Here is a 25,714-nt window from a genome sequence, read left to right as displayed (position 1 = left end):
ACCGGGCGGCTATCAGCCGGTTACGATTGCCCGGTGAACCGGCTGTCCCCTCAGGATTCGATGTACTACTACCTCGATGACCGCGGCTCGACAACGCAGGTGGGTTCACTGCTGATCCTCGAGCGACGAGCCGGAGGTCTGGACTACCAGGGCCTTTTGCGTACCGTCGAGAGCCGTCTGCAGCTGGTCCCGCGGTATCGCAAGAAGATCCGTGAGGTCACGCTCGGTCTGGCCCGTCCGGTATGGGTCGACGATCGCGAGTTCGACATCACCTATCACGTTCGCCGCTCGGCGTTGCCGAGCCCGGGCGCCGACGATCAGCTCCACGACCTCGTTGCCCGCTTGATGTCGCGCCCGTTGGAACGGACGCGGCCGCTCTGGGAGATGTACCTGGTCGAGGGTTTGTCCGACGACCGGATGGCGATCCTGACGAAGACCCATCGTGCGCTGGTCGATGGATCCGAGGCCTTCGAGATCAATCAGATCATCGTCGACGACGTCCGCGAGCCGCCGTCGATGCCCGAGGATCTGTGGTTGCCCGACCGCGAACCGGGGAGCGGGGAATTGGTCGTCGGCGCGATCACCGATGTGCTGACCCGGCCGTGGGAGATGGTCGATCAGGTGCGTGCGGCGTCCAACCAGCTGGCTTCCGTGGGCCAGGTCCTGTCCGGTGCCGTCCGCCGGGTGGAATCGGTGATGAAGATGGCCACGACCACGGCACCGCCGAGTCCGCTCAACGGTTCGACGGCCCCCACCCGTCGCTTCACCGTGGCATCCTGCTCGGCCGATGATTGTGTGGATATCGCCGAGCGTCATGGCTGTTCTCCCAACGATGTGCTCCTGGCGTCGATCGCGGGAGCCATTCGCCGGTGGCTGCTCTCGCGGTCACAGGCTGTTGATCAGGTGGAGACCGTGCGTGTCATGGTGCCGCTGTCGGCGTACCCGGCGGGGGAGGACCAACCCGAGTTCGAAACCGACCTCGATGCGCAGGGTGAGTCGTCGTCTGCGTCGTGGATGGTCGGCGGATTACAGGGTTTTGTCACCGATCTCCCGGTGGGAGAACCGAATCCGGTCGTGAGGCTGTCGCAGGTCGCGCAGCTGGCGGAGCGGCACTCACATTCGAACCGGAACTGGTCTGCCGCGGTCGAACCGTGGATCCCGGAAATCGGGCCGGCCACCTTCCATGCGATGAGCGCACGGGCGACGGCGTCGTTGTCGCGGCGTTCGTTCAATGTGCCGGTCACCATCGCACGCGGTCCACGCTCGGCTCAATACCTGGGCGGCAACGAGATCCTGGCCATCTATCCCGTCCCGGTGCTGGTCCGCAAGCGGGCGCTGGCGATCGGTATCACGTCGTACAACGGTCGAATCTGCTTCGGCTTCAACGCCGACCGCGGTGTGATGTGGGATCTCGGTGCGATGGCCGAATATCTCACCGATTCGTTCGAAGAATTGCTTCCACAACGGTGACACCCCCCACCCGGGTCCCGCCCACGAATCACCCTGAGAAAGGTCCGATGAGAATCTATCTGCCCGCCACCCTGTCAATGCTGACAGCGCTCAACTCCTCCGGCGAGTTCCGGCCCGTCGGCGGAACGGCATTTGCACTCACACCCGCGCTCCGGGAGTCGTACCTCGATGGCGACGACGAGGAATTGGCCGAGGCCGCGATTCGCGAAGCCGCACGTGCCTCGCTGCGGCTCATGGCAGCCGAAGGTGACGGACCCGGTGACGGCGAGGGTGAGGGGACACCGTTGCCGGCCCGGCGCGTGGTGATCGCCGCTGATGTCGATGAGGTGAAGCTGCGCCCGGATCTCGATGTGGCGGTGGTGAAAACCTCTGGAATGGTGACTCTCTCGGCTGTCGCATCGCTGCTGGTCGACGGCAGCGAGGCCGAGGACAAGGTCATCCGGGCGATGGAACTCGTCGACGCCGCAGATCTGGGTGACGAGGATGCCGAACTGGCCATCGGCGACGTCGAAGACTTCGACCTGGGCTGGTACGCCACCCAGGAGCTTCCATTCCTGCTCGAGTTGCTCTGACCCCGCTAACCTACGGTAGCGTAAGTTAGCAGTATTGAAGCTCTTCGACTGGAGGCACCTGATGGGTTGGCGTGAACGATTCGAGGAGCCGGTTCGCGATATCGCGAGCCGTAGCCGGGCGGTCAACATGGTCCGTGCCGCGGCATCGCGGGTCACGACCCCGTTGCTGCCCGACGACTACCTGCACCTGGCGAATCCGCTGTGGTCGGCGCGGGAACTGCGCGGCAAGATCGTCGAGGTTCGGCCCGAAACCGACGACTCGGCAACCCTGGTCATCAAGCCGGGCTGGGGTTTTTCGTTCGACTACCACCCCGGGCAGTACATGGGCATCGGCGTCCTGGTCGAAGGTCGATGGACGTGGCGTTCCTATTCGCTGACGTCGGTACCGCTGACGACATCCGACACGCACGGCAAGATCGTGTCGATCACGGTGAAGGCGATGGCCGAGGGATTCCTGTCCGGCCACCTCGTCAACGGTTTGGCACCCGGCACGGTGGTGCGGCTCGCCGCGCCGCAGGGGGAGTTCGTACTTCCGGCGGAGCTGCCCGAGAAGTTGTTGTTCGTCACGGCGGGCAGCGGCATCACGCCGATCATGTCGATGCTGCGGACGATGTCGTCGCGCAAACAGCACACCGACGTCCACCTGATCCATTCGGTGCCCACCGACAAAGACCTCATGTTCGCTGCCGAACTCGAGCAGTTCGAGGCCGACGGCCTGTTGCGGGTCCATGTTCAGCGGACGCGTTCCGAGGGCAAGATCGACGCAGAAGGTCTGGACGCCTTGTGTCCGGATTGGGGGCAGCGACAGACGTGGGCCTGTGGCCCGGCCCCGTTGCTCGACTCGCTGACCCAGATGTGGACGCAGGCCGGATTGCGGGATCACCTGCACATCGAGCGATTTGCGCTCGAACGCGGCGAGGTCGGTGCCGAAGGTGGCACGGTCACCTTCTCGAAGACCGGGCGTACCGCCACGGCCGATGGTGCCACCACATTGATGGCCGCCGGCGAGGACGTCGGCGTACAGATGCCGTTCGGTTGCCGGATGGGTATCTGCCAGAGCTGTGTGGTGATGCTCGACAAGGGTGTGGTCCGGGACCTGCGCAGCGGTGCGGAACATGTTGCCGGAGAACGTATTCAAACCTGCATCAGCGTCGCGGCCGGGGACTGCACCCTCGAGGTCTGACCTGTACCGACAACAATGGGGGCCCAAGTTTTCACTTGGGCCCCCATTGTGTTGTCTGCGGGACTAGCGGGCGCTGCTCGCGCGCGACTGGCTGCGACGTGCGCCGCCCTGCGACGATCCGCCGCCGCTGTGTCCGGAGTATCCGCCGCGGCTGCGGCTGCCCTCGGTATGGCCGGCCGCTGCGCGACCACCCTGTGAGCGGGCGCTCTGTCCGCGACCACGGCCCTCGTACGGAGCTGATCCGTCAGCGGTGGGGCGCGGGCTGCGACCGGTACGGCTGCCCGGCGACTTCACCGAGCGGTTGGGAACCGAGGTGACGGCGGGCGGTGCGACCAGTTCGGCAGTCTCGCCGACCAGTGCCTTGAGCTCTGCCGAATCGGCGGTGACCTTGATCGGGGTGGCCTTGATGGCGGCCTTGCGCAGCAGCTGCGACATGTCGCGACGCTGCTCGGGCAGGGTCAGGGTGACAACGTCACCGGCGCTGCCGGCGCGCGCGGTACGACCCGAACGGTGCAGGTACGCCTTGTGCTCGGCAGGCGGGTCGACGTGGACGACGAGTTCGACGTCATCCACGTGTACGCCACGGGCTGCGACGTCGGTGGCGACCAAGACTCGTGCCTTGCCGCTGGAGAACGCGAGGAGGTTGCGGTCACGAGCACCCTGCGAGAGGTTGCCGTGCAGGTCGACGCTGGGGATGCCGGCGTCGGTGAGCTGCTTGGCCAGCTTGCGGGCCTGGTGCTTGGTGCGCATGAACAGGATGCGACGGCCGCGGCCCGAGGCGAGTGCGAAGACGACACCCTTCTTGGAATCGGCGCCGGAGACCTCGTAGATGTGGTGGGTCATGGCGGCGACCGGTGAGGTGGCCTCGTCGACCGAGTGCATGACCGGCTGGTTGAGGAACCGCTTGACCAGCTTGTCGACACCGTTGTCGAGGGTCGCCGAGAACAGCAGTCGCTGGCCGCCCTCGGGGGTGGCGGTCAGGATGCGGGTGACGCCGGGCAGGAAGCCCAGGTCAGCCATGTGATCGGCCTCGTCGAGGATGGAGATCTCGACGCGGTCCAAACGCACGAGGCGCTGGCGCATGAGGTCCTCGAGACGGCCGGGGCAGGCCACCACGATGTCGACACCGGCGCGCAGTGCAGAGGCCTGGCGACCCTGGGGGACGCCACCGAAGATGGTGGTCACGGTCAGGCCGAGGGCCTGGGCCATCGGCTGCACCACGGCGGTGATCTGGGTGGCGAGCTCACGGGTTGGAGCCAGGATCAGGCCGCGCGGGCGGCCGGCGCCGGCGGACGAGCCGGCGGAGAGGCGAGCAACGAGAGGGATTGCGAAAGCGAGCGTCTTGCCGCTGCCGGTCTTTCCGCGGCCCAGCACGTCGCGTCCCGAAAGACTGTCGGGAAGAGTGTCGGCCTGGATGGGGAACGGGGCGGTGATGCCGCCGGCCGTCAACGTCTTGACCAGACGAGGGGGCACGCCGAGCTCGGCGAACGTTGTTGTGGCAGGACTGGAAACAGGGGTCATCAAATAGATCACGTTTCTGGATTACGCGGCGTCTCGAGCACGATTCACCGCTGGTTGGCGCGACTGCCCGGATCTGGGGGCCGACAAGGTCGACCACCGCAGATGGTGGGCAGTAACGATCGCCGTGTGAATAGCTCAGTGGGGTTGATCGACTCGCAACAGGTGGCCCGGGTTTCCCTGGGGACCACGTCGCGAGGAAGCAGTTCCACGACGGTTCCGCGCATCTTGCGCGAAGTACTCGACAACCATAGCCCGGCGGGAGCGGTTTCCTCCCATCGTGAGGCAGGTGAGATCAGTCTCACCCTCCTCTGGACACCTCCCGAGACGTAACCTACGATTGCGTAAGTTACGTATCCGTAGGTTTGTTGCAACGACTGCACCGACCTCGGTTCGGTCCCCACTACGAGAGGTTCGAAGCGGTGGCAATTACCGACATTCCTGAGTACGCACACCTGACCGACGCCGATATCGAGGCGCTGGGTCAGGAACTCGACGCGATCCGTCGCGACGTCGAGAACGATCGCGGTGAACGCGACGCCACATACATTCGCAACTCCATCCGCTTCCAGCGTGGACTGGAGCTTTCGGGACGGGCGCTGTTGTTCGGCTCCGGTAACCGCAAGATCTGGGCCCTGGGCGCGGGTGTGCTCGGTGTCTCCAAGATCGTGGAGAACATGGAGCTGGGTCACAACATCATGCACGGCCAATGGGATTGGATGAACGATCCCGAGGTGCACTCCACCGGATGGGAATGGGACAACACCGGCCCGTCCGCACACTGGAAGCACACCCACAACTACATCCACCACAAGTACACAAACGTGCTCGGCATGGACGACGATGTGGGCTACGGCCTGATCCGGGTCACCCGCGATCAGCGGTGGAAGCCCTTCTACCTCGGCAACATCGCGTACAACACCTTGCTGATGCTGTTCTTCCAGTACGGCGTCGCGGTGCAGCATCTGGAGCTCGGGCGGGTGGCCGCAGGCCGGCATCCGAATCCGGACGCCTTCAAGCAAGATCTGCGTGACGTCGGCATGAAGATCGGCCGACAGGTCGGCAAAGATTACGTGGTGTACCCGGCTCTGGTCGGTGCCGTCACCCGGTCACGCAAGACCTGGCTGCGGGCGATCACTGCGACCTTGGCCGCCAACACGATTCGCAACATCTGGACCAACGCGGTCATCTTCTGCGGACACTTCCCCGACGGGGCCGAGAAGTTCACCAGGCAGGACCTCGAAGATGAATCGCAGGCCCACTGGTACCTGCGTCAGATGCTGGGGAGCGCCAACTTCGACTCGGGTAAGACCCTCGCGTTCATGAGCGGCAACCTGAGCTACCAGATCGAGCACCACTTGTTCCCTGATCTGCCGTCCAACCGGTACGCGGAGATCGCCGTCCGCGTCCGCGCACTGTGCGACAAGTACGACCTGCCGTACACCACCGGACCGTTCCTGCTGCAGTACGCGAAGGCGTGGCGGACGATTGCGAAGTTGTCGTTGCCGAACAAGTACCTGAAGGGCACCGTAGACGACGCACCCGAGACGGCATCGGAACTGCGTTTCAAGACCGATCCCGACCAACGTCTCACTGCGACAGTCGATCCGGCCACCGGACGTCGCACCGGTCTGCGGACCGCGATCGGCAAACTTCGTCGTCGGCGCTCACCGGTACCGGCGATCGCCGGTCAACGGCAGGCCAAGGACGTGCGAGCTGCCTGACCAGAGACAGGCGCCCCGGCGCCGAACGCCGTACGCTGGACGTCGACGTTGAACGATGGCGGTTGGTCGTGGGCACAGGCCCCCTCGGCCCGGCGAAACGCCAGCAAGGGAGCTGCACAGGCGCATGGCAATCACTGACATCAACGAATACACACATCTGACCGAGTCCGATGTCGAGGCGCTCGGTGCCGAACTCGACGCCCTGCGGCGTGAGATCGAATCAGATCGTGGTGTGCGTGACGCAAGGTACTTGCGTCGTGCCATCCTGGCTCAGCGGATCCTCGAGGTCGGTGGCCGGATTGTGTTGTTGGGCAGCCGGAATCGACTCCTCTGGCTGTCCGGCACATCATTGCTCTCGGCGGCGAAGATCATCGAGAACATGGAACTCGGCCACAACGTCATGCACGGCCAATGGGATTGGATGAACGATCCCGAGATCCACTCCACATCGTGGGAGTGGGACATGGTCTGCTATTCGGCACACTGGAAGCACTCCCACAACTACATCCATCACAAGTACACCAACGTCCTCAACATGGATCACGATGTCGGCTACGGCCTCCTGCGGGTCACCCGCGACGAGCCGTGGCAGAAGAAGCATGCCGCGCAGCCATTGGCGAACCTGTTCCTTGCCGCGACCTTCGAATGGGGGATCGGGCTGCACGATCTCGAACTGAAGGAATACTTCCAGGGCATCAAGCCCAAGGAGGTCGCGGTTCCGCAGATCAAGGACTTCGCCAAGAAGGTCGTCCGTCAGCTGGCCAAGGACTACGTGATCTTCCCGCTGTTGTCCGTCGGGTCGGCGCGCAGCACTCTGACCGCCAACCTGACCGCCAACTTCGTCCGCAACATCTGGGCATATCTCGTCATCTTCTGTGGACATTTCCCGGACGGTGCTGAGAAGTTCACCGAGGAATCGCTCGTCGACGAGACGCCCGGTCAGTGGTACCTGCGTCAGATGCTGGGTACGGCGAACTTCGATGCCGGTCCGGCGATGGCGTTCATGAGCGGCAACCTCTGTTACCAGATCGAGCACCACCTGTTCCCCGATCTGCCCTCGAACCGGTATGCCGAGATCGCGGTACGGGTTCGGCAGCTCTGCGAAAAGTACGACTTGCCCTACACCACGGGTTCGCTGGGCCGTCAGTATTGGCAGACCTTCCGGACGATCAACAAGTTGACGCTGCCGAACAGCATGCTGATCGCCAGCTCAGACGATGCCCCGGAAACCGCGTCGGAGAAGAAGTTCGCCGAGCTGCGGGCCGCTGCCACCGAACGGGGTAAGCGGATCGTGGCGGCCGGAGAAGGCAAGCGTGACGGCTTGAAGACCGCGATAGCCGAGCTCAAGTTGCGCCGAAAGGCATTGCGCGCCCGCTGATTTCGGTATCTCCACACGTTGCAGTCACAATCACCTGTTGCAACGTGTGGTTGTGACTGCACCATGTGGTTTTGTCGAGCGGGGACCCCCGGGGTTCAGTCCCAATGGTTGGCGACGCTGAGCGCGGCGATGAGTTCGCGCACGGCCATGGCCCGTCGATGGTGTTGGCCGGTCAGTGCGTCGAGGGCGCACTCGGGATCGGCAGGCGGTCCGAGGTGTGTGCAGCCGCGTGGACAGTCGTTGATGGTCTCACTGAGATCGTCGAACGCCTTGATCACGTCTTCGGGTCCGATGTGCGCCAGGCCGAACGACCTGATGCCCGGGGTGTCCACCACCCACCCGCCGCCGGGGAGTGGCAGGACCACCGACTGCGTGGACGTGTGCCGTCCCTTGCCGACGCCGGATACCACCGCCGTGGCGCGATAGGCATCGGGCACAAGCCGATTCACCAGGGTCGACTTACCGACGCCGCTGTGGCCGATGAGCGCGGTGACCTTGCCCGTGAGGAGTTTCTGCGCCGGCTCGAGGGGGTCGTCGCGGCCGGCGAGGAGTACCGGCAGATCCAGGTCGGCAAACGAGGAGCGGAATGACTCCGGGTCGGCCAGATCGCTCTTCGTCAGACACAGGACCGGTTGCAGTCCTCCCACGTAGGCTGCGGCCAGAGCCCGTTCGACGAATCCGGTCCGCGGTGGCGGATCGGCCAGGGCTGTGACGATCAGCAGTTGATCGGCGTTGGCCACCACGATCCGTTCATACGGATCGGTGTCATCTGCAGTGCGGCGCAACACGGTTCGCCGGGGCGCAACACGCACGATCCGGGCCAGGGTATCGGGCTTGCCGGAGAGGTCGCCGACCACCGACACGTCGTCGCCGACCACGATCGGGGTGCGGCCGAGTTCGCGGGCCCGCATGCAGACGACCCGGACGTCCTGGTCGTCTTCCAGCACACATCCCCACCGGCCCCGGTCGACGGAGACCACCATGGCGGTGGCCGCATCGTCATGGGTGGGCCGGGTCTTGGTGCGTGGCCGACTTCCCCGGCCCGGGCGTACCCGGACATCGGTTTCGTCGTACTGCCGCTTACTCAAGCGCTGATCATCCTCGCCCACATACCCGGAAAGTCTGGCAGAGTTTTGGCGGTGGTCTCGACATCGTCGACCCCGACCCCTTCGGTGACCAGTCCGATCAGCGCTCCCGCGGTTGCCATCCGGTGATCCGCGTACGACTGCCAGACGCCCCCGTGCAGCGGTGACGGTTCGATGATCAATCCGTCATCGGTTTCGCGGCAGGCGCCGCCGAGGCGGTTGATCTCGGTGCGCAGTGCATGGAGTCGGTCGGTCTCGTGGCCGCGCAGATGGGCAACACCCGACAGCGTCGAGGATCCCTGCGCGAGGGCACACATCGCGGCCACGGTCGGTGTCAATTCTCCGACCGCGCTCATGTCCCACGTGATGCCTTGCAGCACTTCGGGTCCGGTGACAGTCAGTAGTCCGTCCGTCAGCTCGGTGCGGCAACCCATCGCCTCGAGGATGTCGACGATGACGGCTCCTGGCTGAGTGGTGGTGGCCGGCCACCGTGGCACGCTGATGCTGCCGCCGGTCACCGCAGCGGCGGCCAGGAAAGCCGCCGCGTTCGAAAGATCTGGTTCGATCTGCCAGTCCACCGCGCGGATCGGTCCGGGGGCGATGTGCCAGCGGTCGGGGATGGAGGTGTCCACGGCGACGCCGGCGGCGGCGAGCATGTCGATGGTCATCTCGATGTGTGGCATCGACGGAACAGGTGTGCCCGAATGGGTGATGGTGACGCCCTCGGTGAATCGGGCGCCGGCCAGGAGCAGCCCGGAGACGAATTGTGATGACGCCGACGCATCGATGGTGACGGCGCCGCCGCGGACCGATCCGGTGCCTTCGACGGTGAACGGCAGAGCATTGCCGTCGATCTTCACACCGAGGTCGCGCAGTGCGTCGAGAATGGTGTGCAGCGGTCGCGACCGGGCCTGCTCGTCACCGTCGAAATGCACTGGGCCGCGGGCCGATGCGGCAATCGCCGGCACAAAGCGCATGACTGTTCCGGCCAGACCGCAGTCGATGGTGGCGCCATGCAGTGGCGCCGGGGTGATGGTCACCGCGGTGGGATCCGCCGGATCGGTTTCGATCGAGGTTCCGAGGGCGGCGAGCGCGTCGAGCATGAGGTCGGTGTCGCGACTACGGAGAGTTCCGGACACGGTCGAGCGTCCGTCGGCCTGGGCCGCGAGGACCAGGGCACGGTTGGTGATCGACTTGCTCCCGGGCAGCGTCACCGTCGCGTGCAACGGGTCCGGTGCGAACGGTGCGTTCCATGCAGTCACCCAGACAGTCTTTCATGCTGCCCGGGACACCTGGTTTTCCCTGTTGAGACGGCGCAAAGCTGGGCCGGAGAAACCGGTCGGTCAATTGGCGGACATCGGGTGTGAGCGACCGATTCGGCCGCTATGTTCGATCCATGAACCTGAGACTTTCTCGCAGCGGAGCAGCGGTTGTACTCTGCGCGGCAGCACTTTTGACATTGTCCGCCTGTTCGGATGACTCGAACGACAGCGCCGACTCGACCCCGAGTGCGGCGGATTCGACCTCTGCGGAAGCGTCTGCGGTGGAGCTCGACGTACGCGTCGAGGATCTGATGCTGCCGGAGTCGGATTTTCCGGGCACCGGAACGTATGTCGTGAAGGACAAGGCCGCCATCGACGCCGACAAGTCGGCCGACCCGGACGTCACCCCGGCCAATTGTGCGGCGATCGCCAATGACGAGGACGAAACCGACGCGTTCGACCGTGCTCAGGTCGAGTACGACATGGACGACGGCACGTCCATCGAGACCGAGGTGGTCCTCGGGCAGGCCGATGACTTCGACACCATCGTGAGCCAGGTCGAGGACTGCCCGGCGATGACCATGCGGATTCCGTCCGGAGACGGGACGGAGCTCGTCGCCGAGATGGAGAACTCGATCGAGGATGTGGACGGTTCGACCGTTCCGGCCAAGACCATCACCAGTACGGGCACGATGACATCGGGCGACCAGGTCACCCCGCTCACGATCCGTTCCACCGGTGCTTTCGTCGAGGGCACCACCGTGAGTGTTCAGATCACGCTCGTAGGGGAGAACGCCGGCAACTGGAGCGCCTCGGACGAAGCGACGCTGGTCGAACTGCTCAACAAGCAGATCGCCATCGTGCAGGACGCCGCGGCCGCGTAGGGCGACCCGGCACCCAAGTCGAACTCCGACCAGGCCCCGTGGACACGTTCCACGGGGCCTGTCGGTTGTAGGGGACTGACAGCTGGGGTGGATAATGACCACAATGTGTGGTCGATACGCCACGACGGCGAGTACCTCTGATCTGGTTGCGGCTTTTGACGCGGCGCTCGCGGAAGATGATGCGAGCAAGCTCGCCAATCCGTCCTACAACGTTGCGCCAACCACCACGGTGCCGGTGATCCTGGAACGCGTATCTCGCGCCGACCCCGACACCCAAGAGGACGCGGAGCCCGAGGTGGTCCGGCAGCTACGGGCGCTCCGGTGGGGTCTGGTCCCGAGCTGGGCCAAAGACCCGGGCATCGGCAGCCGGATGATCAATGCCCGGTCGGAGACGCTCACCGAGAAACCCTCGTTCAAGGCCGCCGCCGCCCGGCGCCGGTGCATACTTCCTGCGGCCGGTTTCTTCGAATGGACGAAAGATCAGGAAGGCAAGAAGCTGCCGTACTTCATGCACGACCCGGACGCGCCGATACTCGGTTTCGCCGGCCTCTACGAACTGTGGCCCGATCCGGGCAAGTCGAAGGACGATCCCGATCGCTGGTTGTGGACCACCACGGTGATCACCCGTCCGGCCACCGACGCGCTGGGCCACATCCACGACCGCACACCGGTCATCGTCACTCCGGACCTGCGCGACGACTGGCTCGATTGCACCAGCGGAAAGGCCTCGGTGGCGCGGGATCTGCTCGAGGCCCTGCCCGAGCCGCACCTGGTGCCGTATCGCGTGTCGACGGACGTCAACAGCGTGCGCAACAACCGCTCCGACCTGATCGAGCCGCTGTGACCGGTGATTCGGGCAAGACCCGACCGAACTTTCTGCAGCTGGTCAAATACCTCCTCGGCCGACCGTTGCCGGCATCGATGCGGGACTGGGTGATCCGGGACGTGACCGGTCCGGGTTGCATCCGCCGCTACATCATTCGCGGGGTCCTGCCGTTCCTGCCGATCTTCATCGCCTTCTCTTTTGTGCCCGGACCGGTGATCTATCGCCTCGGAATGATTGCGCTGCTGCTCATCCCGTTGGTGTACTTCGAGATCGCGCTGATGAGCATCTATCGTCGGCATCTGCTGACCACCAACGGTATCGACGGTGCCCTGATCGGGGTCAAACGTCGTGCCAAGCAAGAAATCACCAAGAACGAATACGAAGCGAAATACCCAAAAAAACCGAACTGAACGGGGCCCGATGCCACACGAACACGCGAAGCCGGAACCGATGGGCGACACCGACGTTCGCCGACGATGGCTGGCGCGCGCCGGTTTCGCCGCGGTATTCGCCGCGGTGCTCGTCCTGGTGGTGTTCGCCGGTCTGAAGACCTTCATCGTGTTGATCGCCACGGTGGGTGCTCTGGTCATCGGCGTCGCGGCGATCTACTGGTTCCTCACCGTTCGTGGGTTCTTCCGGTGGGTCGCGTTGGCCTTCTCGGTGGTGATCCCGATCGCGCTGCTCGTCTTCCTCATCGCCGAGCACCTGCTGTGGGTGGTACTGGCCGTGATCGCACTCCTGGTGCTGGCCGGTGTCTTCGCCCGCGCAGCGCTGGGTCGTGATCGCGCCGACTGGACGATGCCCGAGCATGAGGTCCCGCCGCCGAAGCGCCCGTTTGTGGTGATGAATCCGCGTTCGGGTGGCGGGAAGGTCGAGAAGTTCCAATTGCAGAGTCGCGCTGAGGCGTTGGGCGTCGAAGTTGCCCTGCTCGACGGGCCCGGACCGGTTGATGTCGCGGCACTGACCCGGGCTGCGGTCGAGCGCGGCGCCGACCTGCTCGGGGTCGCCGGCGGCGACGGCACGCAGGCGCTCGTGGCCGGCATCGCAGCCGAACACGATCTGCCGTTCCTGGTGATCAGCGCCGGAACGCGCAACCACTTCGCGCTCGACCTGGGTCTGGACCGCGACGATCCGTCGACCTGCCTCGACGCGTTGACCGACGGGGTGGAGATCAGGGTCGACCTCGGCTCCGTCAACGGCCGCACGTTTGTCAACAACGCATCGTTCGGTGCGTACGCCGAGGTGGTGCAGAGCCCGGCCTATCGCGACGACAAGACCGGCACGATGCTGGCAATGCTCCCTGATCTGATCTCCGGCACCCGCGGTCCGCGATTGCTCGCCCGTGCCGGCGAGGTGACCATCAATCAGCCGCAGGCCGTCTTGGTGAGCAACGGCGCCTACGAGATGAGCGACCTGGCCGGACTCGGCCGGCGGCCCCGCATCGACACGGGTGCACTCGGAGTCGTGGCGGTGTCGGTGAGCAGCACCCTGCAGGCAGTCGGGCTGCTCCGCCGGACACGCCAACACGGTCTGACGCAGTACTCCGGCCTCGAAGCGATCATCGAAGCCGATCAGCCCGAGATCGCGGTCGGCGTCGACGGCGAGGCGCTCATGCTCGCGACCCCGGTGCGGTGCACGATCACCCCGCAGGCGTTGCGCGTGCGGGTACCGCGACATCGCCCCGGCGTCCGGCCGCCCAAGCGTCCGGTGGACTGGGTGCGGCTGCGGCAGCTGGCCTGGCGCTGACCTCTGCTTCGTCGGCGGGTGTTCAGATCCGCAACAGCCACCGGCCGGGGATGGATTTGTCCTCGAATGCCTGGTGCGCCTTGGCCGCCTCGTCGAGTGCGAAGTCCCCGGCGATCCGCAGGGGCAGTCTGCCCGCTGCCACCTCGGTCAGCAGTCCCGCGAGTTCGGCGCCGTCGGCGCGCACCTCGATCCAGCCGCTGGTGATGCCACGGACCGGCGCGGGCGCGTTTCGGGGTGCGGTTCCCAGGTAATGCCCGCCATCGACGAGCAGGTCGAGTAGCCCGGCGCCGGCTCCGGCCGGATCGAAGACGGCGTCGAAACGCCTGTCGGTCAGTTCGGCGACGTCCGTGACAACCGTGTCGGCGCCGTGGTGAATCAGGTTCTCGACATCGCCACGCTTGCCGACGGCGGTGACCGTGGCACCGCGCTGGGCAGCGAGCGGGACGGCGTATCCGCCGACCCCACCTGACGCCCCGACGATCAGGAGCCGCCTGCCGCCGGGATTCAGCAGGTCGATCGCCTGGGATGCCGTCAGCGCGATGAGCGGCACCGCGGCGGCGTCGGCCGGATCGAGGCCCCTGGGCAGTCGTGCAACCGCGTTCGCGGGCAGGACGACGGCCTCGCCGTACGTGCCGATGTCCGGTCCGATTCCGTGGCGTAGACCGGCGACCGCAGTCCCGGTGGTCAGCCCGGCGACGTCGGGGCCCACTGCGTCGACGACGCCGGAGACGTCCCAGCCCAGGCCCACGGCTGCGCCGGCGGGTATGACACCCATTCGGTGGAAGACGCCGTGCGCGGCGCCGACATCGACCGGATTGACCGAGGCGGCAGCCACCCGGATCCGGACCTCTCCGGCCCGGGGTTCGGGTGCCTCCCGGTCGATGATCGTGAAGTCGTCTGTACCGGTGGTGAGGATTGTTCGCATGAGCGGAGTCCTTTCTCGTGTCGTACGCCCCTTGCCTTCTCCACGATGCCGGTGGCACTCTCTATTGGTAAGTAGGCACCTAAAAGTGCGTAACCTTCCGGAAGGTGAGTCCCGATGCCGACCATGACCGCCGCCGATCGCCGCGGAGAGGCGAAACGGGAATACGACGCGTACGTCGCGAGCTGTCCGAGCCGGATGTTGCTCGACCGGATGAGTGACAAGTGGGTGGCGCTGATCCTGGTGGCCCTCGGAGACCGCACCATGCGCTACTCGGAGCTGTCCCGGGCCGTGGCCGGGGTCAGTCAGAAGATGTTGACCCAGACATTGCGCACGCTGGAACGCGATGGTCTGGTGACGCGCGAGGTCACCGTGAGTGTTCCGGTGCGCGTTGACTATTCGCTCACACCTCTGGGTCTGTCGCTGAGGCAGCTGATGCGCGGAGTGAAGGACTGGGCCGAGGTTCACATGGACGAGGTCTTCGAGGCCCGCGAACGCTACGACCACCGGGACGACGAGCGGTAGTGCCGCTCTTGGTCACGAGAGGATGTCTGCGACGACCGCGCCGGTGACCGAGATCAGGTCCGCCGGGGCGAGTTCGATCTCCAGTCCGCGTTTGCCGGCGCTGCAGAACACCGAATCCCAGAGTTCGACCGTCTCGTCGATCACCGTCGGCAGTGGCTTCTTCTGACCGACCGGTGAAACCCCGCCGAGGACATAACCGGTGACGCGCACCACCGCCACCGGATCGGCCATGGTGGCCTTTCCGCTCAACCCCAGAGCGCCGGCTGCGGCTTTGGGGGACAGACGTTCGGGAACCGGGATGACCGCCACCGCCAGGGTGCCGCCGACGTCGATCACCAGGGTCTTGAAGATCTGTTCGGGTTCGGCTCCGATCGAGGTGCGCAGGTGCTCAACAGCTTCCGGCCCCCAGTCACCATCGGAGCGGGTGTCGTACTTGTGTACCTGATGCCGTACCCCGGCATTTTCGAGAACGCTGATCGCCGCGGTCGCTGCCATGGCTGTCGATTCTCGCAGGTCGGTCGGCCGCACGATATTCACCAGGTACATGAGGTGGCAAGCATCGGCGCAGCATGGGCAAAAGTGACACGCCCGGAACAAGTCGTGACAAGCCGTTGTTGACTCCACCTGAAGGAGGTGTGGTGTGTACAGCAACTCGCAAGAGCGCGGGTCGGTAGGCTTGCTCGACAGACCTGATTTTCCCGCAGGTCTCGAAGGGAATGTCGTGACCGAAGCCGAAACACCCGAAGTGAGCCCAGAGACGTCGGAAGAGCGTTTTGCGCGGTTCGAACGTGATGCACTGCCGTTGCTCGACCAGTTGTACGGCGGCGCACTGCGGATGACCCGGAACCCCGCCGACGCCGAGGATCTGGTCCAGGAAACGTATGTGAAGGCCTTCTCGGCGTTCCACTCGTTCAAGGCGGGGACCAACCTCAAAGCCTGGCTCTATCGGATCCTGACCAACACCTACATCAACGGATACCGGAAAAAGCAGCGTCAGCCGGCCCAGTATCCGACTGATGAGATCACCGACTGGCAGCTGGCCGCCACGGCCGAGCACACGTCGCAGGGTCTGAGGTCCGCCGAGATCGAGGCGCTCGACGCGTTGCCCGACGACGAGATCAAGGCAGCCCTGCAGGCGCTCCCGGAGGACTTCCGGATGGCGGTCTACTACGCCGACGTCGAGGGTTTGCCGTACAAGGAAATCGCCGAGATCATGGACACCCCGATCGGGACCGTCATGTCACGACTGCACCGCGGCCGCAAACAGCTGCGGGAACTGCTCGCCGATGTCGCTCGCGAGCGTGGATTCAACAGAGGAACTTCCGGCCACTCGGCCGCAGGCCAGTCCGGCCACAAACAGGAGGTTGCCGGATGAGTACCGGAAACGTAGCCGGCGGCTCGAACGCCGACGAGGATTTCGACGAGACGCAGCAACTCGACTGTTCCGCAGTGATCGCCGACGTGTGGCTGCTGCTGGACAACGAGTGCGATCCGCATGCTCGCGCACGTCTGAAGTCGCATCTCGATGGGTGCACGCCGTGCCTCGAGCACTACGGCATCGAACAGCAATTGAAGAGCCTGGTGAACCGCAAGTGCGGTGGAGAACAGGCGCCCAAGGGACTGCGGGAACGGTTGACCCTGGAGATCCGGAAGACAGTCATCATCCGCGAAACGCGGGGATAGTCCTCAACTCCGAATCCGCCAGGGATCCAAACCCGGTAAGGGCCTCAACGCTCAGGCGTTGGGGCGCTTGCCGTGGTTGGCCGCATTCTTCTTGCGAGCCCGCTTCTTGCGTCCACGCTTTCCCATGGCAGTCTCCTTTCGACAGCGCTCCATTGTGACACGAAGTGCACGATTGCCGAGAATCGCCCGGGCCCAGGGTGCTGCGCTAGGTTTATACCGGCGTAACCCGAACACCTGGAGGATGGCGATGGCAGAAGAAGTCGTAGCGGAAATCGTTGCAAGCGTTCTCGAGGTGGTTGTCAGTGCCGGTCAGACGGTCGAGGTCGGTGACACGCTCGTGTTGCTGGAATCGATGAAGATGGAGATCCCGGTTCTGGCCGAAGAAGCAGGCACGATCACAGAGGTCAAGGTCAACGTCGGGGATGTGATCCAGGCCGGTGACCTCATCGCGGTCATCGACAACTGACGTCCGCGACCACTGACGCACGGGCGGGCTCCGGCTGATGTCGACTCTTTCGGAGTTGCTCGCGGAACACACCGAACTGTCCGGCGCGGCCGGCGGACACCTGCAACGGGTGGTGGCCGAATGGCAATTGCTGGCTGATCTGTCGTTTGCCGACTTCCAGATGTGGGTGCAGTCGCAAAACGCAGCCGGCGACTCCGGTCGTCCGGAGTCGGGCACTGCCGGGCCCCAGATGGTCTGTGTGGCCCAATGCCGGCCGAACACCGCACCGACTGTCTTCCCCACCGATGGGGTCGGTACGTCGATCTCAGAGGCCGACAACCCGCAGGTCTTCGGTGCCCTGTCGCATGGCCGCATCCTCCGCGAGGAGGATCCGACGTGGATCGGATCGACGGCGATCAGGCGCGAAGCGGTCCCGGTCCGATTCGAGGGCGCGGTGGTCGCGGTTCTTGCCCGCGCGATCAATCTCACCCAGCCGCGGATGCCGTCACCGCTCGAGTTGTCGTACCAGGACTGCGCGTACGACCTGTGCCAGATGGTGGCAGAGGGGACGTTCCCGCAGAACGAGGGGAACCCTCGTGGACTGTCGACACCCCGTGCCGGCGATGGCTTCATCCGGGTCGACGAGCGCGGGGTGGTGCAATATGCCAGCCCCAACGCGTTGTCTGCCTACCACCGCATGGGCTGGACCTCCGAGCTCAGCGGCAACGACCTCGCCGAGGTGACGGTCAGCCTGCTCAGCGATCCCTTCGAATCCGAAGAAGCGGCCGCGATGCTGCGGGCGGCGGTCGAGGGCAAGGCGGGGATGCGGATCGAGGCCGACGCCCGCCGCGCGACCGTTCTGATCCGTGCGGTGCCCCTGCGGCCTCGCGGTGAGCTGGTCGGCGCCGTGATCCTGGTGCGTGACGTCACCGAGGTGAAACGTCGGGACCTCGCGCTGATCAGCAAGGACGCGACGATCCGCGAGATCCATCACCGCGTCAAGAACAATTTGCAGAGTGTGTCGGCCCTGCTGCGATTGCAGGCGCGGCGCACCACCAATGACGAAGCCCGCCAGGCCCTGGGAGAAGCGGTCCGCCGGGTTGCGGCGATCGCCCTTGTGCACGAATTGCTTTCGGGCAGTGTGGATGAGGAAGTCGATCTCGACGTGGTCATCGATCAGCTGGTGCCCGTCATGGCCGACGTGGCGTCGGGCGGTACCGCGGTCACGGTTCGTCGGGTGGGCAAGATCGGTGTGCTCAAGTCAGACCTGGCGATGCCGGTGGTGATGGTCCTCACCGAATTGATCCAGAACGCCGTCGAACACGGCTTTGCGCCCGAGGAGTCCGGCCGGGTGCTGATCGACACCTCGAGGAGCACCCGGGAACTCGTGATCACGGTGCAGGACAACGGCGTTGGCATCGACCCCGACTTCGATCCGCGTCAGTCGGATCGGTTGGGTCTGCAGATCGTCCACACGCTGGTGCAGATCGAGCTGTCGGGCGAACTCGAACTGCGCCCCGGTGCGACCGGTGGCACCGATGCGGTCCTGACCGTCCCGCTGCGCTGAACGGGCTTGTGCCGCAGCATTTTTGGTGTCCTTGAACAACAAAAACCCGGTGGCCTGTGCCACCGGGTTGGTTGCCGTCGAGGTGGTCGCCTTGCTGCGACCGCCTCGCATTTCTTGCTGTGTCTACACCGAGCTGCGAGTGCGGCTGCGAGCGTTGCGCCGCTTCAGTGCGCGCCGCTCGTCTTCGCTCATCGCGCCCCACACGCCTGCATCCTGGCCCGACTCCAGTGCCCACGTAAGGCAATCAGCTGTAACCGGGCAGCGGTTGCAGACGAGCTTCGCATCAGCAATCTGCGCGATGGCCGGGCCACTGTTTCCCACCGGGAAAAACAGCTCCGGATCCTCGTCGCGACAAATTGCGTTGTGACGCCAGTCCATCCCACTGCTCCTTCAGGCGCTTCTCTGCGCCACTCGTAACCGTCTGTTCATGTGTGCGTAGGTTTTGTTTCCGCACTGTTGCTTTGTGAATACTTTCACGAATCCAGATGATGTCAATGGTGTTCCCATAACACGTGGGCAACATCACTGTGCAGGGGGTACCTCCGAAGGTCCCTACCCCGTTGTACTACTGTGCGGGCGAACTTGTCTTGCGAATCACATATAAAAGCACTTGTGACCGGGATCTCTCCCAGGTCGCAGACCGCTGCTTCACGATTTGGGAGAAATAACCTCTAGTACGGCGGGACGGCAGCCGAACTCGAGCACCGTCCGGGTACCAAGGTATTCGCCATCCATCTGCATGTCGATGGGTTCGGAACTACGAATCTCGACAGATGCGACATCATCTGCGCGCAAAAGGTGTTTGGCGTGCGGCTTGGCTTTCGAAGACAACAATTGCCGGGCCAGTGGCAAATTGCGGATCGGGGCCATCGACGTTGATGCAAAAACGCCGAGTCGACTGTCAAAACTCGTATCCGGATTGGTTTCGATCGGCCGTGTGCCCAGATAAGTCCACGGGCTGGCATTCGAGACGAACGCGAAATGTGCGCCCCCGAGCGGTTCGCGACCCGGGATGGTGACGGTCAGCGTGGGCTTGCTGCGGGCAGCGCCCATGAACGTCCGTACCGCGGTCCACAGATAGCGGGTGGCGGTCGCGCGATGCCCCGCGGTGCGCTGTTCGTCGATGGACTTCACCACCTGCGCGTCGACACCGACTCCGGCGTTGAACAAGAACCACCGATTGTTGGTGTGCCCCAAGCTGACTCGTCGTCGCTGCCCGGTCGCGAGCAGGTCGACGAGCTGCCCGGTCGCCTTCAGTGGATCCGGATCGATGCCCAATGCCCGTGCAAATACGTTGGCGCTGCCGCCGGGTACGACCGCGAGTGCCGGGGATGGCATGCCGCTCTCGGGCACGGACGGAGGATCGAGCAGACCGTTGACCACCTCGTTGACACTGCCATCGCCGCCATGGACCACGACAACGTCATAACGCTCCGCGCGGGCCAGTGCGGCGAGCTCGCCGGCATGACCGCGGTGAGTCGTGTGTTCGACCCTGACATCGACATACTGTGGTCGAGCTCCGCTGCGCTTCGTCTCCGCCATCTCGCCGGCCCCATCTTCCGGGCGGCGCAGCGACGCGGAGAGGGTATGGAGCAGCGCGTCGCGGCCGGCCTCGGTGGTCGAGGTGGCAAAGGGATTGACGATCAGCATCGCGCGCACGAGAACCGAGCCTAGCGCCAGAAGGGGCGAATCCGCCCTTTGCGCTGTTCACCGGGGCCGCGAAGGACCTGGGAGAGGCTCGGCGGGCGCGACCATTAGTGTGGTCAGGTGTCTGAATCCACTCCACCGATCAATGTTCGCCGGGCCGGCGCAATAGTTGCACTCGAAGGCGCCCTCGCCGTCGCGGCCGCGATCTACATGGTGATCCGGGAGTTGCTGGGTCATGACGACGGTGACTTCATCAGCGGTTATGGAACCGCGGCCTGGTTTGTGATCCTCGGCGGTGGTGTCCTGGCCGCCGGCATCGCGCTGCTCACCGGACGTCGCTGGGGCCGGGCCATCGCGGTGATGACGCAGGTGCTGCTGGTCCCGGTGGCGATTGCCCTGATGACCGACAGCGACCTGCCGCTCATCGGTACACCCGTGCTCGTGGTGCTCGCGATCGCGTTGTACTTCCTGTTCAGCCCGTCGTCGATGAAGTGGTTTGCACTCGCCTACGCGATCAAACCGGGTGAGGACGACGAGGTCGCGATCGAACCCAAGCCCGTCGCGAAGACCATCGAGCGACGCAAGAAGAAGCGTCACTGACGCTCCGGTTCGTTGTCGGCGGGTACCCGCCGCGTCAGGCGCCGGTGCGCACGTGGGCCGGACGTCCGGCGTCGACGTAGTCGGCGCTGCGGTATCCGGTGATGCCCAGGGACTGGATCTGACGGGTCTCGCCGTCGAATCCGAGGACCGAGAGCGACGCCGGGAGCATCGCGAAATGCGCACCGAAATGTATGGGTGCGCCGATCCAGCGGGCCAGGAGCGACCTCGACAGGTGGCCGTGTCCGATGAGGATCACGGATCTGGTGGTCAGATCGTCCAGCAGGCCGCTGATGACGGCATCCATCCGGTCGCTCATCTGTTGAGGTGATTCACCGCCGGGTCCGCCACGGGACCACACCGTCCAGCCCGGATCGGTCTCGCGGATCTGCGGGGTGGTGATTCCCTCGTAGCTGCCGTAATTCCATTCGGTGAACAATTCGTCGGTGCGGGAAATCGTCAAGCCGGCCAATGCCGCGGTGTGGGTGGCGCGAATTCTCGGTGAAGAAAGCACCAGCGGATCGGTCAGGAGCAATTCGTCGAGCGGTCGGCGCAGGCCGGCCGCTTGTTCCTCGCCGAGCGGGGTGAGCGGGATATCGCTCGTCCCGGTGTGTTTGCCCGCCTTCGACCACTCGGTTTCTCCGTGCCGGATGAGAATCAGTCGATGAATGGCAGAACTCGGGGTGCTCACCCCAGACATTCTGCACTGCCTGCGCATAGGGTCAAGGAAACAAACTGCGGCAGCGCGTTCGGAGTGCTCGGCTTGGAGGGAGTCAGCAATGGTCAAGGTACTTGCAGTGGCGAATCAAAAGGGGGGCGTCGCGAAGACCACCACGGTGGTCTCGCTGGGCGCCGCGTTGGCCGACAAGGGTTTGTCGGTCCTGGTTGTCGACCTGGATCCGCAAGGGTGCCTTACCTTTTCATTGGGTCATGACCCGGACAAGCTGACGATTTCGATCCACGACGTGCTCCTGGGGGAGGGGACTCTGGCAGAGGCCCTGCTCGACACCGACGACAAGGTCACCCTGCTCCCGGCCACGATCGACCTCGCGGGTGCCGAGGCGTTGCTGCTGATGCGCCCGGGACGCGAGTACGCGCTCAAGCGGGCACTCAAGACCGTCGAGGAGGATTACGACGTCATCATCATCGACTGTCCGCCCTCGCTCGGGGTTCTCACGCTCAACGGGCTGACCGCAGCCGATGAGGTGATTGTGCCGTTGCAATGCGAGACCCTCGCCCATCGGGGCGTGGGGCAGTTACTCCGCACGGTCACCGAGGTGCAGCAGATCACCAATCCCGATCTGAAACTTCTCGGTGCGCTGCCCACCCTCTACGACGCCCGCACCACTCACAGCCGCGACGTCCTCGCCGATGTCGCAGACCGCTACGACCTGCCGGTTCTGGCGCCGCCGATCCCGCGCACCGTCCGTTTCGCCGAGGCGTCGGCCTCGGGTGCGAGTGTGCTCGCCGGTCGAAAGAGCAAGGGCGCGCAGGCATATCGAGATCTCGCGGACAATCTCTGGGATCACTGGAAGGACGACGTCGAACTTCAGACCATCGACGCGGTCTGAGCGGGGCCACCGCGCGGAAGGTTGTCCGGGATCACTGCGCCGGTGCGAGCACGGAGACGGTGGAGTCCCATTGCTGCACGAGCTGATTGCCGATGTCGGCGAGGGTGATGATGCCGCCGTTGTAGCCGGCCCGCTCGACCGGAATCGAGCCAATCGGCTGTCCGTTGGTCAGGTTGTGTTCGCTGATGCCCGTGGCGCTCGGCAGCAGTAGGGAACCGGCCATGACAACGCCGGGGCCGAGGGTCTCCGGTACCTGGAATCGGGCCTCGAGGGTGGCGGGATCGATCACGACGGTGGCCTTGCCGGTCCAGAATGTGATGACGTCGCCGCTGGTGATGGGTTTGCTTTCGATGCCGATCGGGTCGCCGAGGACGGTGGTGCGGTTCTTGATGGTGCCGTCGGCGCCGTAGGTCTCGAGCATCGGGCTCGGTGACGACACATACATGGTCACACCCGTTTGGTTGACGGCAACGATGCGCGGTGGAACGCCCAGTTCGCCCGTGATGATCGTCGACGCGAACTCCTGGAGCTTTTCATCGTTGTCGAGGGTCGCACCGAGAATGGTCAGGCGATAGCCGGGCTCGATACCGCAGCGCTCGATGACCGCGATGCGTGATGAACCGACCCCGCTGGAGACGAACTCGCAACCCGAGCGGGGTTGTGTCCCGGGGTTCACCGGTGCGTCGACGCGGCCGTATTCGATGGTGCGGACCAGGTCGGTGCGCCACGCTTCCAGGCGCGTATCACCTTGTGCCACAACATAATCACGATCGAAACTGATGTCGAGGGAATTGTCGGCATCGCTGCTGCGAGACGATGCGCGTTTCCCGGTCGCGGCGTCGAGTGCAGTCACCTCGCTGCACCCGCGGGCGTTGCGGTAGATCGCGATGGCGTAATCGCGGCCCCCGGCCGACCATCCGGTGACGGTACACAGGGGGATATCGCGGGTATAAGACCACAGTGCGGCGCCGGTGGCCGGGTCGTGTCCGACCACGGCTCCGCCGTCGCCGGTCACCACTACGCCACCGATCGCGACAGGTGTCGCAGTGGCCGAGCTGCTGGCCCGCCAGGCCTCGGTGAACGCGAGCGGAACCGAGGTCGCTTCCGCGGGTTCGGCCGCGGCCAGGGCGGCCGGATCCGACTCGGTGTTCTGTGCCGAGCTGGTTGCCCAGATCGCCACGGCAGACGCCGCGACGATCACAATCAGGACAACAACGATCACGATGTCGAGCGGCGTCCGCCGCTCCGGCCTGAGCACCGTCAGCTACTCCGAAGCGGTACCCACGGCGTCGCCGGTATCGGTGCCGCTGCCGGCACCCGTCCGGCGGCGACGTCGACGGCGGGGCCGGTCACTGCTCTCGGCACCATCGGCAGGCGCGGCTGCCGGGGTCTCGGATGTGGTCTTGGTGGTCGCCTCGGTGGTGGTCACCGTCGCGTCACCGGTGACTGCTCCGTTGTCGTCCTGGCCGCCGGCGCGGGTGCGCCGACGCTGGCGGGACGGGCGCTTGGCGGAATCGCGGCCGCGTCCGGCGACAACGCGCTTCTCGTCGTCGGACGAGCGTCCACCCGAACGCGGCTCGCGCTCTTCGCGGGCGGGCTTGACGGTTCCGACACGTCCGGTCGCCGACTCGGGAATGTTCAGTTCTTCGCGCAGATGCGGTGAGCTGGAATAGGTTTCGGCCGGATCGTCCATCTTCAGGTCGAGTGCTTTGCTGATCATCTCCCAGCGGTGCAGCTCGTCCCAGTCGACCAGTGTGATCGCGATACCGGTGCGTCCGGCGCGGCCGGTACGTCCGATCCGGTGCACGTAGGTCTTCTCGTCATCGGGGCACTGGTAGTTGATGACGTGGGTGACGTCGTCGATGTCGATACCGCGGGCGGCGACATCGGTCGCGACCAGCACGTTGATCCGATGCTCGCGGAAAGCGGTCAGTGCCTTCTCGCGGGCGATCTGGCCGAGGTCACCGTGGACGGCGCCGACGGCGAATCCGCGCTCGGCGAGGTCGTCGGCGACCTTTTGTGCGGTCCGCTTGGTCCGCGTGAAAATCATTGTGGCGCCGCGTCCTTCGGCCTGCAGGATGCGTGCGACGAGTTCGGACTTGTCCATGGCATGCGCGCGGTAGACGTGCTGGGTGGTGCGATCGTGCACGGCGGAGTCGTTCGCGTGCTCGGCCCGGATGTGGGTCGGCTTCGTGAGGAACGTGCGGGCCAGGGTGACGATCGGTCCGGGCATGGTTGCCGAGAACAGCATCGTCTGGCGGGCGTCGGGCAGCGAGCTCATCAAGCGCTCGATATCGGGGAGGAATCCGAGGTCGAGCATCTCGTCGGCCTCGTCGAGGACCAGCACCTGCACCTTGCCCAGGATCAGATAACCCTGGCGGGCGAGGTCGAGCAGGCGGCCGGGGGTGCCGACCACCACGTCGATGCCGATCTTGAGCTCGCTGATCTGGTGTTCGAACGGGCGTCCGCCGAAGATCGAGAGCAGCCGCAGCGGCCGGTTCTGGCCGTCGGCGGTGTCGACGTGCAGGCCCTTCGCCGCGATCTCGAGGTCATCGGTGACCTGGATGCACAACTCACGGGTCGGGACGATGATCAGCGCGCGTGGCGTGCCGTCGAGCTTCCAGATGCCGGGTTCGCCGACATTGGCGACCGCCTGGGAGACGCGCTGCAGCAGCGGGACGCCGAAGCCGAGGGTCTTGCCCATGCCGGTTCGGGCCTGGCCGATCAGATCGTCGCCGGCCATCGCCAGCGGCAGGGTCAGTTCCTGGATCGCGAAGGTGTTGGTTTTTCCGTCGGCGGCGAGGGCGTCGACGATTTCCTTACGGACGCCGAGTTCGGCGAACGTGGGGGAGACGTGATCTTCCGCGACGATGACTTCTTCGACCACGTCGATGACAGACTCTTGGGTTTTGCTTTCGATGTTCAGTTGATTGCCTTTCGCAATGTGCTCCCGCGCGCACTGCAAAGGTTCAACCAAACAGGTCAGCATTGCGGCCTCGAAACAACCCGAGGATCCTGGCAACCGGTATCTGGCTGAATCGGGCCTGATCGATATCAGGCGACCGTTGGTGCGCGCACAAATTCGGTGCGAGTCCGCGTCGAGCATGAC

At 64.9% G+C, this 25,714-nt stretch carries 27 protein-coding genes; 16 read left to right on the top strand and 11 right to left on the bottom strand.

Going from position 1 to position 25,714, the window contains the following annotated elements; all coding sequences use genetic code 11:
- Window positions 1-33: 33 nt before the first annotated feature.
- From H290_RS0123665 to H290_RS0123655, 3 genes are all read left to right on the top strand, one after another.
- On the top strand, window positions 34-1,470 hold the full coding sequence (locus tag H290_RS0123665; protein WP_231373819.1) for a wax ester/triacylglycerol synthase family O-acyltransferase: 1,437 nt from the start codon (window positions 34-36) through the stop codon (window positions 1,468-1,470).
- Window positions 1,471-1,517: 47 nt separating this feature from the next.
- Window positions 1,518-2,042, top strand: coding sequence for a hypothetical protein (locus H290_RS0123660; protein ID WP_028463617.1), 525 nt, complete (start codon window positions 1,518-1,520; stop codon window positions 2,040-2,042).
- A 61-nt stretch (window positions 2,043-2,103) separates the two neighbouring features.
- Complete coding sequence (locus H290_RS0123655; protein WP_020109329.1) at window positions 2,104-3,225, top strand: ferredoxin reductase; 1,122 nt, start codon at window positions 2,104-2,106, stop codon at window positions 3,223-3,225.
- 63 nt (window positions 3,226-3,288) lie between these two features.
- On the opposite strand, the gene H290_RS0123650 is transcribed toward H290_RS0123655, so the two are convergent.
- The gene (locus tag H290_RS0123650) at window positions 3,289-4,746 is read right to left on the bottom strand and encodes a DEAD/DEAH box helicase (RefSeq protein ID WP_036520081.1); all 1,458 of its coding nucleotides are present in this window, start codon (window positions 4,744-4,746) and stop codon (window positions 3,289-3,291) included.
- A 419-nt stretch (window positions 4,747-5,165) separates the two neighbouring features.
- Between H290_RS0123650 and H290_RS0123645 the strand changes: the two genes are divergently transcribed.
- Window positions 5,166-6,467, top strand: coding sequence for a fatty acid desaturase (locus H290_RS0123645; protein WP_020109327.1), 1,302 nt, complete (start codon window positions 5,166-5,168; stop codon window positions 6,465-6,467).
- Between the two features lie 124 nt (window positions 6,468-6,591).
- Complete coding sequence (locus H290_RS0123640) at window positions 6,592-7,845, top strand: acyl-CoA desaturase (RefSeq protein ID WP_020109326.1); 1,254 nt, start codon at window positions 6,592-6,594, stop codon at window positions 7,843-7,845.
- 95 nt (window positions 7,846-7,940) lie between these two features.
- Here the strand turns inward: H290_RS0123640 and rsgA are convergent, their stop codons facing one another.
- Together rsgA and aroA are read right to left on the bottom strand one after the other, a co-directional pair.
- Entirely contained in the window at window positions 7,941-8,933 is a 993-nt protein-coding gene (rsgA, locus tag H290_RS0123635; RefSeq protein ID WP_028463615.1) for a ribosome small subunit-dependent GTPase A, read from the bottom strand.
- A complete protein-coding gene (aroA, locus tag H290_RS0123630; protein WP_020109324.1) occupies window positions 8,930-10,192 on the bottom strand; it encodes a 3-phosphoshikimate 1-carboxyvinyltransferase in 1,263 nt (420 codons plus the stop codon). Before aroA ends, rsgA begins: the two co-directional genes overlap by 4 nt.
- A 134-nt stretch (window positions 10,193-10,326) precedes the next feature.
- On the opposite strand from aroA, the gene H290_RS0123625 reads away from it, so the two are divergent.
- From H290_RS0123625 to H290_RS0123610, 4 genes are all read left to right on the top strand, one after another.
- Window positions 10,327-11,076: a hypothetical protein gene (locus tag H290_RS0123625; RefSeq protein ID WP_020109323.1), complete on the top strand. Its 750-nt coding sequence runs from the start codon at window positions 10,327-10,329 to the stop codon at window positions 11,074-11,076.
- Between the two features lie 103 nt (window positions 11,077-11,179).
- Entirely contained in the window at window positions 11,180-11,920 is a 741-nt protein-coding gene (locus H290_RS0123620) for an SOS response-associated peptidase (protein WP_020109322.1), read from the top strand.
- Complete coding sequence (locus H290_RS0123615) at window positions 11,917-12,312, top strand: DUF5313 family protein (protein ID WP_020109321.1); 396 nt, start codon at window positions 11,917-11,919, stop codon at window positions 12,310-12,312. Before H290_RS0123620 ends, H290_RS0123615 begins: the two co-directional genes overlap by 4 nt.
- A gap of 10 nt (window positions 12,313-12,322) precedes the next feature.
- On the top strand, window positions 12,323-13,648 hold the full coding sequence (locus H290_RS0123610; RefSeq protein ID WP_020109320.1) for a diacylglycerol kinase family protein: 1,326 nt from the start codon (window positions 12,323-12,325) through the stop codon (window positions 13,646-13,648).
- Between the two features lie 22 nt (window positions 13,649-13,670).
- On the opposite strand, the gene H290_RS0123605 is transcribed toward H290_RS0123610, so the two are convergent.
- Window positions 13,671-14,573 (bottom strand): NADP-dependent oxidoreductase, encoded by a 903-nt coding sequence (locus H290_RS0123605; RefSeq protein WP_020109319.1) that lies wholly within the window; start codon window positions 14,571-14,573, stop codon window positions 13,671-13,673.
- Between the two features lie 114 nt (window positions 14,574-14,687).
- On the opposite strand from H290_RS0123605, the gene H290_RS0123600 reads away from it, so the two are divergent.
- Window positions 14,688-15,095, top strand: a complete 408-nt coding sequence (locus H290_RS0123600; protein ID WP_020109318.1) for a helix-turn-helix domain-containing protein — start codon at window positions 14,688-14,690, stop codon at window positions 15,093-15,095.
- Between the two features lie 12 nt (window positions 15,096-15,107).
- Here the strand turns inward: H290_RS0123600 and H290_RS0123595 are convergent, their stop codons facing one another.
- Window positions 15,108-15,590 (bottom strand): aminoacyl-tRNA deacylase, encoded by a 483-nt coding sequence (locus H290_RS0123595; protein ID WP_028463613.1) that lies wholly within the window; start codon window positions 15,588-15,590, stop codon window positions 15,108-15,110.
- A gap of 145 nt (window positions 15,591-15,735) precedes the next feature.
- Between H290_RS0123595 and H290_RS0123590 the strand changes: the two genes are divergently transcribed.
- A complete protein-coding gene (locus H290_RS0123590; protein WP_020109316.1) occupies window positions 15,736-16,470 on the top strand; it encodes a sigma-70 family RNA polymerase sigma factor in 735 nt (244 codons plus the stop codon).
- On the top strand, window positions 16,467-16,778 hold the full coding sequence (rsrA, locus tag H290_RS0123585) for a mycothiol system anti-sigma-R factor (RefSeq protein WP_020109315.1): 312 nt from the start codon (window positions 16,467-16,469) through the stop codon (window positions 16,776-16,778). The genes H290_RS0123590 and rsrA overlap by 4 nt, the downstream gene beginning before the upstream one ends.
- 51 nt (window positions 16,779-16,829) lie before the next feature.
- On the opposite strand, the gene H290_RS32100 is transcribed toward rsrA, so the two are convergent.
- The gene (locus H290_RS32100; protein ID WP_369758845.1) at window positions 16,830-16,904 is read right to left on the bottom strand and encodes a 50S ribosomal protein bL37; all 75 of its coding nucleotides are present in this window, start codon (window positions 16,902-16,904) and stop codon (window positions 16,830-16,832) included.
- 121 nt (window positions 16,905-17,025) lie between these two features.
- On the opposite strand from H290_RS32100, the gene H290_RS0123580 reads away from it, so the two are divergent.
- Both H290_RS0123580 and H290_RS0123575 read left to right on the top strand, forming a co-directional pair.
- Window positions 17,026-17,244: a biotin/lipoyl-binding carrier protein gene (locus H290_RS0123580; RefSeq protein ID WP_028463612.1), complete on the top strand. Its 219-nt coding sequence runs from the start codon at window positions 17,026-17,028 to the stop codon at window positions 17,242-17,244.
- A gap of 37 nt (window positions 17,245-17,281) precedes the next feature.
- Window positions 17,282-18,790 (top strand): sensor histidine kinase, encoded by a 1,509-nt coding sequence (locus tag H290_RS0123575; RefSeq protein WP_020109313.1) that lies wholly within the window; start codon window positions 17,282-17,284, stop codon window positions 18,788-18,790.
- 123 nt (window positions 18,791-18,913) lie between these two features.
- Here H290_RS0123575 and H290_RS30935 read toward each other — a convergent pair whose 3' ends face one another.
- Both H290_RS30935 and H290_RS0123570 read right to left on the bottom strand, forming a co-directional pair.
- Window positions 18,914-19,168, bottom strand: a complete 255-nt coding sequence (locus H290_RS30935) for a WhiB family transcriptional regulator (protein ID WP_020109312.1) — start codon at window positions 19,166-19,168, stop codon at window positions 18,914-18,916.
- A gap of 270 nt (window positions 19,169-19,438) precedes the next feature.
- Window positions 19,439-20,440 (bottom strand): diacylglycerol kinase family protein, encoded by a 1,002-nt coding sequence (locus H290_RS0123570; RefSeq protein WP_020109311.1) that lies wholly within the window; start codon window positions 20,438-20,440, stop codon window positions 19,439-19,441.
- 117 nt (window positions 20,441-20,557) lie between these two features.
- Here H290_RS0123570 and H290_RS0123565 point away from each other — a divergent pair, with 117 nt between their 5' ends.
- Window positions 20,558-21,037, top strand: a complete 480-nt coding sequence (locus H290_RS0123565; protein ID WP_020109310.1) for a hypothetical protein — start codon at window positions 20,558-20,560, stop codon at window positions 21,035-21,037.
- A gap of 34 nt (window positions 21,038-21,071) precedes the next feature.
- On the opposite strand, the gene H290_RS29570 is transcribed toward H290_RS0123565, so the two are convergent.
- On the bottom strand, window positions 21,072-21,734 hold the full coding sequence (locus H290_RS29570; protein WP_051122189.1) for an acid phosphatase: 663 nt from the start codon (window positions 21,732-21,734) through the stop codon (window positions 21,072-21,074).
- 79 nt (window positions 21,735-21,813) lie between these two features.
- Between H290_RS29570 and H290_RS0123555 the strand changes: the two genes are divergently transcribed.
- Window positions 21,814-22,605: a ParA family protein gene (locus tag H290_RS0123555; RefSeq protein ID WP_020109308.1), complete on the top strand. Its 792-nt coding sequence runs from the start codon at window positions 21,814-21,816 to the stop codon at window positions 22,603-22,605.
- Between the two features lie 31 nt (window positions 22,606-22,636).
- Here H290_RS0123555 and H290_RS0123550 read toward each other — a convergent pair whose 3' ends face one another.
- On the bottom strand, window positions 22,637-23,863 hold the full coding sequence (locus tag H290_RS0123550; protein ID WP_020109307.1) for a PQQ-binding-like beta-propeller repeat protein: 1,227 nt from the start codon (window positions 23,861-23,863) through the stop codon (window positions 22,637-22,639).
- Window positions 23,864-23,869: 6 nt separating this feature from the next.
- The gene (locus tag H290_RS0123545) at window positions 23,870-25,594 is read right to left on the bottom strand and encodes a DEAD/DEAH box helicase (protein WP_020109306.1); all 1,725 of its coding nucleotides are present in this window, start codon (window positions 25,592-25,594) and stop codon (window positions 23,870-23,872) included.
- Between the last annotated feature and the right edge of the window lie 120 nt (window positions 25,595-25,714).

The organism is Nocardia sp. 348MFTsu5.1, assembly GCF_000383535.1.
GTDB classification, from domain to species: Bacteria; Actinomycetota; Actinomycetes; order Mycobacteriales; family Mycobacteriaceae; genus Williamsia; species Williamsia faeni.
Note: the sequence above shows the minus strand (reverse complement) of the source record. Positions and strands in the feature narration are given on the sequence as shown.

Bases quoted from the DNA above. Each gene is read 5' to 3' on its own strand.
- H290_RS0123570 (WP_020109311.1), bottom strand. From the start codon at position 20,440: ATGCTGATCGTCAATCCCTTTGCCACCTCGACCACCGAGGCCGGCCGC.
- H290_RS0123610 (WP_020109320.1), top strand. From the start codon at position 12,323: ATGCCACACGAACACGCGAAGCCGGAACCGATGGGCGACACCGACGTT.
- H290_RS29570 (WP_051122189.1), bottom strand. From the start codon at position 21,734: ATGTCTGGGGTGAGCACCCCGAGTTCTGCCATTCATCGACTGATTCTC.
- H290_RS0123575 (WP_020109313.1), top strand. From the start codon at position 17,282: ATGTCGACTCTTTCGGAGTTGCTCGCGGAACACACCGAACTGTCCGGC.
- H290_RS0123545 (WP_020109306.1), bottom strand. From the start codon at position 25,594: ATGCTGACCTGTTTGGTTGAACCTTTGCAGTGCGCGCGGGAGCACATT.
- H290_RS0123580 (WP_028463612.1), top strand. From the start codon at position 17,026: ATGGCAGAAGAAGTCGTAGCGGAAATCGTTGCAAGCGTTCTCGAGGTG.
- H290_RS0123660 (WP_028463617.1), top strand. From the start codon at position 1,518: ATGAGAATCTATCTGCCCGCCACCCTGTCAATGCTGACAGCGCTCAAC.
- H290_RS0123595 (WP_028463613.1), bottom strand. From the start codon at position 15,590: ATGGCAGCGACCGCGGCGATCAGCGTTCTCGAAAATGCCGGGGTACGG.
- H290_RS0123600 (WP_020109318.1), top strand. From the start codon at position 14,688: ATGCCGACCATGACCGCCGCCGATCGCCGCGGAGAGGCGAAACGGGAA.
- rsrA (WP_020109315.1), top strand. From the start codon at position 16,467: ATGAGTACCGGAAACGTAGCCGGCGGCTCGAACGCCGACGAGGATTTC.
- H290_RS0123555 (WP_020109308.1), top strand. From the start codon at position 21,814: ATGGTCAAGGTACTTGCAGTGGCGAATCAAAAGGGGGGCGTCGCGAAG.
- H290_RS0123625 (WP_020109323.1), top strand. From the start codon at position 10,327: ATGAACCTGAGACTTTCTCGCAGCGGAGCAGCGGTTGTACTCTGCGCG.
- H290_RS0123655 (WP_020109329.1), top strand. From the start codon at position 2,104: ATGGGTTGGCGTGAACGATTCGAGGAGCCGGTTCGCGATATCGCGAGC.
- H290_RS0123650 (WP_036520081.1), bottom strand. From the start codon at position 4,746: ATGACCCCTGTTTCCAGTCCTGCCACAACAACGTTCGCCGAGCTCGGC.
- H290_RS30935 (WP_020109312.1), bottom strand. From the start codon at position 19,168: ATGGACTGGCGTCACAACGCAATTTGTCGCGACGAGGATCCGGAGCTG.
- H290_RS0123640 (WP_020109326.1), top strand. From the start codon at position 6,592: ATGGCAATCACTGACATCAACGAATACACACATCTGACCGAGTCCGAT.
- H290_RS0123620 (WP_020109322.1), top strand. From the start codon at position 11,180: ATGTGTGGTCGATACGCCACGACGGCGAGTACCTCTGATCTGGTTGCG.
- H290_RS0123605 (WP_020109319.1), bottom strand. From the start codon at position 14,573: ATGCGAACAATCCTCACCACCGGTACAGACGACTTCACGATCATCGAC.